Here is a 5,517-nt window from a genome sequence, read left to right on the forward strand (position 1 = left end):
ACTGCGTTTCAGCGGAGACTCTCCTTCTTCGACCTTGACCGGCACGTGCCCGTTGACGATCAATCCGCCCTCGGTTTCCATCCCAAATTCCGCCAACACTTTGTCGCAAAACTCGGTCTCATGAATCAGCGAGAAGTAGGGGTCTTTGGTCTCGCGATGCGGTTTCTTGTCTGCAATGAAATCACGCTCGAGCGTCGCGATCCGGTCCTTCCCAAATAACGGTGACCGCGGCCCGCTCCAAAGGTACCACAGGAAATCAAGATCCTCTTGGGCCGATTTCTCGACCGCCCGACGGACCACTTTTTCGATCCCTTCAAACAATTGACGTCCCGCCAGCGGTTGACCATCAACCATCAGCGGCAAAAACGAACCGTCGGCATCCACCGGCACGCAACCGTGAAAAATCAAACATTCGTCGCGTCTCAAATACATCGACCCGTGTCCAACCATGAACCGCATTTGTTCTTGCAGTTTCTGGCTATCCAAGAACGAGTGCTTCAAACGGGCAAGACAGGCCGATTCCTCCGAGGTCAATTCATACGGGTTTTCGGGATCCACGGTCGGGAATAGGTTGTCGCGTAGTTCATAGGTATTTCCGTCAATTTCGATCGTGCCACGACGATAGTCGATTCGGTGCAACAAACGCCGATGGTCCAAGCCCCACTGCGGATTGCGTTGGATCAATTGGCCTTCGAGTTTAAACTGCATCACTGCCGCGGCTTTTTGCATCCGCGCCACCACTTCGTTGGGACGCATGCCCTCTCGTTTGGGCATAAAGAACGTGGCGGGATCGTCGGCATAGACGGTACGTGCAAGGTGTTCAAGCGGTGTCAGCGGAACGCTATAACCTTCGTCCAACTGGCCAATCCGGCGATATCGCAGCGACACACGAAGCACCGTGCAAATCAGTGCCTCGTTTCCCAGCGATGCACCGAGCCACAACGCATCGTGGTTCCCCCAAATGAACTCCACATTGGGTTGACGACGCAAATAGTCCACGACACGATCGCCACGCGGACCGCGGTCCCAACAATCGCCCCCAATAATCAGCTCGTCGACGGCCAAGTTGCGAATCAAACGCCCAAGTAGATGGATCAGATGTAACGCGCGTCCTCGCCGGACCAGTTCATCGAGCATGGCACCGACGAATTCCGGGCCACGATCGGTCGAAGGCGAGTGCAGCATTTCCAACAGTAATTCGCTGTATTCACGCGGGAATAGATTCGACGCTAACCGCAGACTGAAATTGGATACCAAATGACGCAGCAGTTCCAATTGCGACTTTAACATTCGCGCCGCGTACGTTTTCACCTCCTCGGGGCTCTTCAACGTGTGCCGTAGCCGCTCGGTGACTTCCGCCGGATAGAACGTCAGCTTCAGAAACTCTGCCAACTCATCCGCGTCCATCCTTCCCGAAAACATCTCCTCGACCAGCGGGCGAAGCGTTCCCGAGGCGTTATTGATCACATGCTGCAGTTTCTTGTCTTCCCCGTGAATGTCGCTGATCACATGCACCGCCCCTTTGGGCAACGTTTGCACGGCCGCAAGCCGCGCCACCTCGGCGATGGCCGCGTCGACATTGGGATACTTCGCCGCAAGCAGTTCCAGTCCCGACAGATCCGCTTCGGGACGTTTAAAGGATAATGACGTGTTGAGCATAGCGAATCACTTGTAACGATGAGATAGAGTCGGCAGACAAGGTGAACCGGAATCCAAGCAGCGAGCACGCGGTGTCGCTTAAAGCCACCCCGGTAAAGCGAGAAACGTCGCTGCAAACCTCAGATTCCAGCCTACTTAAGTTGTAAGCCAAGAAACCACTCCGGGCTAGCGACCAGGGGTCATACAAACGCCATCGCTAACGCGATGAAGGTCTGCCAAATGCCGTTATTCGGTCAACGTCACGGCCTTTGCGTTACTTGACTGGAGCTCAAAGCTTTTGATTGTCGTGACACCGCCGGGGACTTGCAGTCGCACATGAATGACCTTGGTTCCGCCGGGCAATTGCAATTCGACGTTCTGCCAATCTTCCGAGTTAGTTAACGCGACGCTCACTCGTTTTTCCGGCGTGAAATGCTTGTCGCCCAACGTTCGCCACGTGATGCTGATTTCACCGGGTGTATCGGATTTCAAGACGACATTTGCCTTAACCGGCCCCAGCAAATTCAATCCACTTCGCGTGATAAATGGCTTTTGATTCTTTCCCGTTTTTCCCGCCGTGATTTGCACTCCGGTGGCAATCGATTTCATCTCGCCGCCCCGTACCTGCCACGAGACATCCAATTTTTGCGGCAACGGTGTGGCGGGTTTTCCGTCCAGGTAATAATCAAAAAAGTCGAATACGGCTTTCGACATCTCCTGAGTCGCAAGCCCCGGAGGAGACAATTCGCTGGCCCATGCAGTCAATTTCCCTCGCAATCGAGTAGCAATCTCAGGATGTGTGCGGAGGACATTGTGTTGTTCTTCGATATCGCTACTCAAGTCATAAAGATACTCGCGATCGCCAGCAAGAAGTAGTTTCCAGTCGCCTTCGCGGATCGCCGACTGAGCCGTCCACCGCCACATCAGCGCGTCGTGCGGCGGTGTCGTAAGCTGGCCACTTAAAAATGGCAGCAGATTGACCCCGTCCAGTTCGCCGGGGCGGGTTTCCAGATTCGCAATTCCTGCCGCCGTTGCCGCCACATCCAGCGAACTGACTGGATGATTGTAGATTTGCCCGCCGGGAATGATGCCAGGCCACGCGATCACAAACGGTACATGCATACCGCCTTCGGATAGCATCCCCTTTTCACCATTAAGCGGATCGTTTAGCGAACCGTCCCAGCCTGGACCGCCCCCAGGCGCGTCCCGCTTGTGAATCTTTAGCGGAGCTCCATTATCGCCAATGAAGAAGATGAGTGTTTTTTCCGTCAGATTGTGTTTAGCCAGTGTGTCGGTGATCAATCCCACGCCGTCATCCACCGCAGACAGCATCGCCAGCGCCTGACGACGCCGCTCGGGCATTTTTCCGGGGAAACGGTCGAGATACTTTCGCGGGGCATCCAATGGTACATGCGGAGCACGATAGGCGACGTACAGAAACAAGGGCTCGTCCTTGTACCGCTCGATCAACGCTGCGGCCGCTTTGCTACATCCGTCCACGTGATACATCGCAGGCGGCAAATTGGACATCTGGCGATCCGCTCCATCGAGCGTGATGTTCGCAGCAAAGGGACGTTGAGCGTTCTGGTTGAACACGTGCTTGAACCCATGTTCCGTGATCTTCGTTCCCACTCCGAGATGCCACTTACCGAATTGGGCAGTGATATAGCCAGCACTTTGAAGTCGTTCCGCAATCGTCAACTCGCGGTCAAATCCGTCAAGCGAATGCCCATTGGCTTCGACGCCGAATCGCGATTGAAACTTCCCAATCAAGAATCCGGCTCGCGAGGGGACACACTGCGGCGCGGTGCTGTATCCGTTTGTTACAAGCACACCGCTACGCGCAAGGGCATCGACATTGGGAGTTTTGACATCGTCGAAAACACCTTGGCACGACAAGTCAGCGTAGCCATGATCGTCGGTATAAAACACGATGATATTGGGACGGACTTCGTCGCCATGGACGAACGTGGCAACCGTGATCAAGAGACTGAAAATGAGAAAGGATGGTTTCATTGAAATCACTTCAGTGGAAAAACGCGGGTTCTCGGGAGTCCAGCCACTTGCTGTTTAAACGCAACAATGGAGCATGAAGGCGTTGAGTTTGCAATGTTTTTTGCGGTAGTACTCTTTTATTGCATCTCTCAGTCAACTTTGAGAGACGGCTGAATGATTTAATCTTAAACCGCTCTGGGGCTGATTCGTTTAAAGGCACGACCACGCAACATCGCGGGCAGTGGGCCTCGACTTGATCGGTCGGCCCTCACCCGAGCATCGCTGAAGGCTCTGCTCGACCTCTCCCAAACTGCGTTTGGGAGAGGTGACAGAATATTGACACCACGCCACGAGGCATGCGACTTCCGCAACCGTTATCTAGGGTTTGAAGCGGTGCAGCACTTCGCCTGCGGGCGTTGTCAACCGAATGTTTGACAATTGCATCTCGCCCGCGGAGCGTGACGGATCGATGCGAATCGCCTGCACCGGTTTTGCTGGCCAGAACTCAATCACATAGTCATGCGTCCCGCCGTCGTGCTCGGGATCAAACCGAACACTACGGTCCCGATGAAACGCTGGAGCAACTCCTTGTTCGTGCCAGAACACTTGTGCGTGACCGGCCGATTGTGATTGCATCGTAAATCGAAGCGTCATCGATTGCTGCCGGATCGCTTTGGGTAGTGGGCAGCTGAAATAGGGATCACCGCCGCTGCTGGTCACCACTAGCACATCGTCATCAACCGCAAGCGTGCAAGTGCCATCGGCTTGCCAACCCGCAACCGGTTTCACGCGTTTTGGCTTGGACTTTTGATTGGATGGGGTTGCGGTGTTTTTGATCCTGCCGATTCCTTCCTGTGCAGGCTGATACTTGGCCGGATCGAAATTTTGGTTCGGCAGCGGCCGCACCGCCTGGGTGTCATCAAGAAATTTCTCGATCAACGCGTCCATGGCGTCGACGCGTTCAGGGTACTTGGACGACACATCGTCTTGCTCACTAAGATCTTCACTCAAATTGAACAACTTGTAGCGATGGTTTCCGTTTTCGCCGCCGTGAAAAATGCGGATCAACTTCCAATCATTCTGGTGCACACTTACTGCAGGTGGAAGCCACTCCGGCACAGGTGGGCTGTGTGGAAAGTAGGTGAAAATTGCGTCACGTTCGAGCGACTTGCCTTGCAAGGCTGGCACGATGCTGATGCCATCAAATTCCTGATTCGGCTGAGGATCAATCGACAGCAGTTCCAAGAGCGTGGGGTAGAAATCGCTGCTTTGAATCACTTCGTCGCTACGCGAATTTGCCTTAACGACACCTGGGTGCACGACCACCGCCGGCCCGCGAACGCCTCCTTCGTACATCGTCGCCTTACCGCCTCGAAGCGGTGCATTGCTCGTCGCTGTGGCCCCATCGACTTGGTTGTACATGTTACCGCCGTTGTCCGACGCAAACACGATGATGGTTTTCTCTGCGATCTGAAGTCGGTCCAATGTTTCGAGCAACGTTCCAACGGCATCATCCATACTCTCGATCATTGCGGCATAGGTGGGACTTCGCTGTGGATCGCTCGGGTCAATTCTCTTGCGGTATTCATCGATCAACGATTGCTTGGCATCAAAGGGAGCGTGAACGCTGAACATCCAATAATTTAGAAAGAACGGCTGGCCCTTGTTCGATTCCATGAACGCCACAGCTTCCTTGGCCATCCGATCTTCGATGTGTTCGTTGGGGGTGTTCGGATCGAAATCGGGATACTTCCAAGGGGCAACATAACTACCAGCGGGTCCGGGACCGGCCCAGTGTGGAACGTCGAGATCAAATCCATGCTCAAGCGGCGAATAGGGCTCGGCTCCGAGATGCCATTTTCCAAAATGACCGGTGGCGTATCC

At 54.4% G+C, this 5,517-nt stretch carries 3 protein-coding genes; all 3 read right to left on the reverse strand.

Annotation, left to right across the window (positions count from 1 at the left end):
• The coding region (locus ABX962_RS28900) for a fructose-bisphosphatase class III (protein ID WP_372724691.1) at positions 1–1,659 on the reverse strand (1,659 nt) is incomplete at its 3' end.
• 225 nt (positions 1,660–1,884) lie between these two features.
• On the reverse strand, positions 1,885–3,654 hold the full coding sequence (locus ABX962_RS28905; RefSeq protein WP_372724693.1) for a sulfatase: 1,770 nt from the start codon (positions 3,652–3,654) through the stop codon (positions 1,885–1,887).
• Between the two features lie 357 nt (positions 3,655–4,011).
• On the reverse strand, positions 4,012–5,517 hold a 1,506-nt coding region (locus tag ABX962_RS28910), incomplete at its 5' end, for a sulfatase-like hydrolase/transferase (protein ID WP_372724695.1).

Source organism: Novipirellula sp., assembly GCF_041583735.1.
Classification (GTDB): domain Bacteria; phylum Planctomycetota; class Planctomycetia; order Pirellulales; family Pirellulaceae; genus Novipirellula.

What these genes read in the sequence shown, in the direction of transcription:
- ABX962_RS28905 (WP_372724693.1), bottom strand. Translation starts at nt 3,654, where the DNA reads ATGAAACCATCCTTTCTCATTTTCAGTCTCTTGATCACGGTTGCCACG.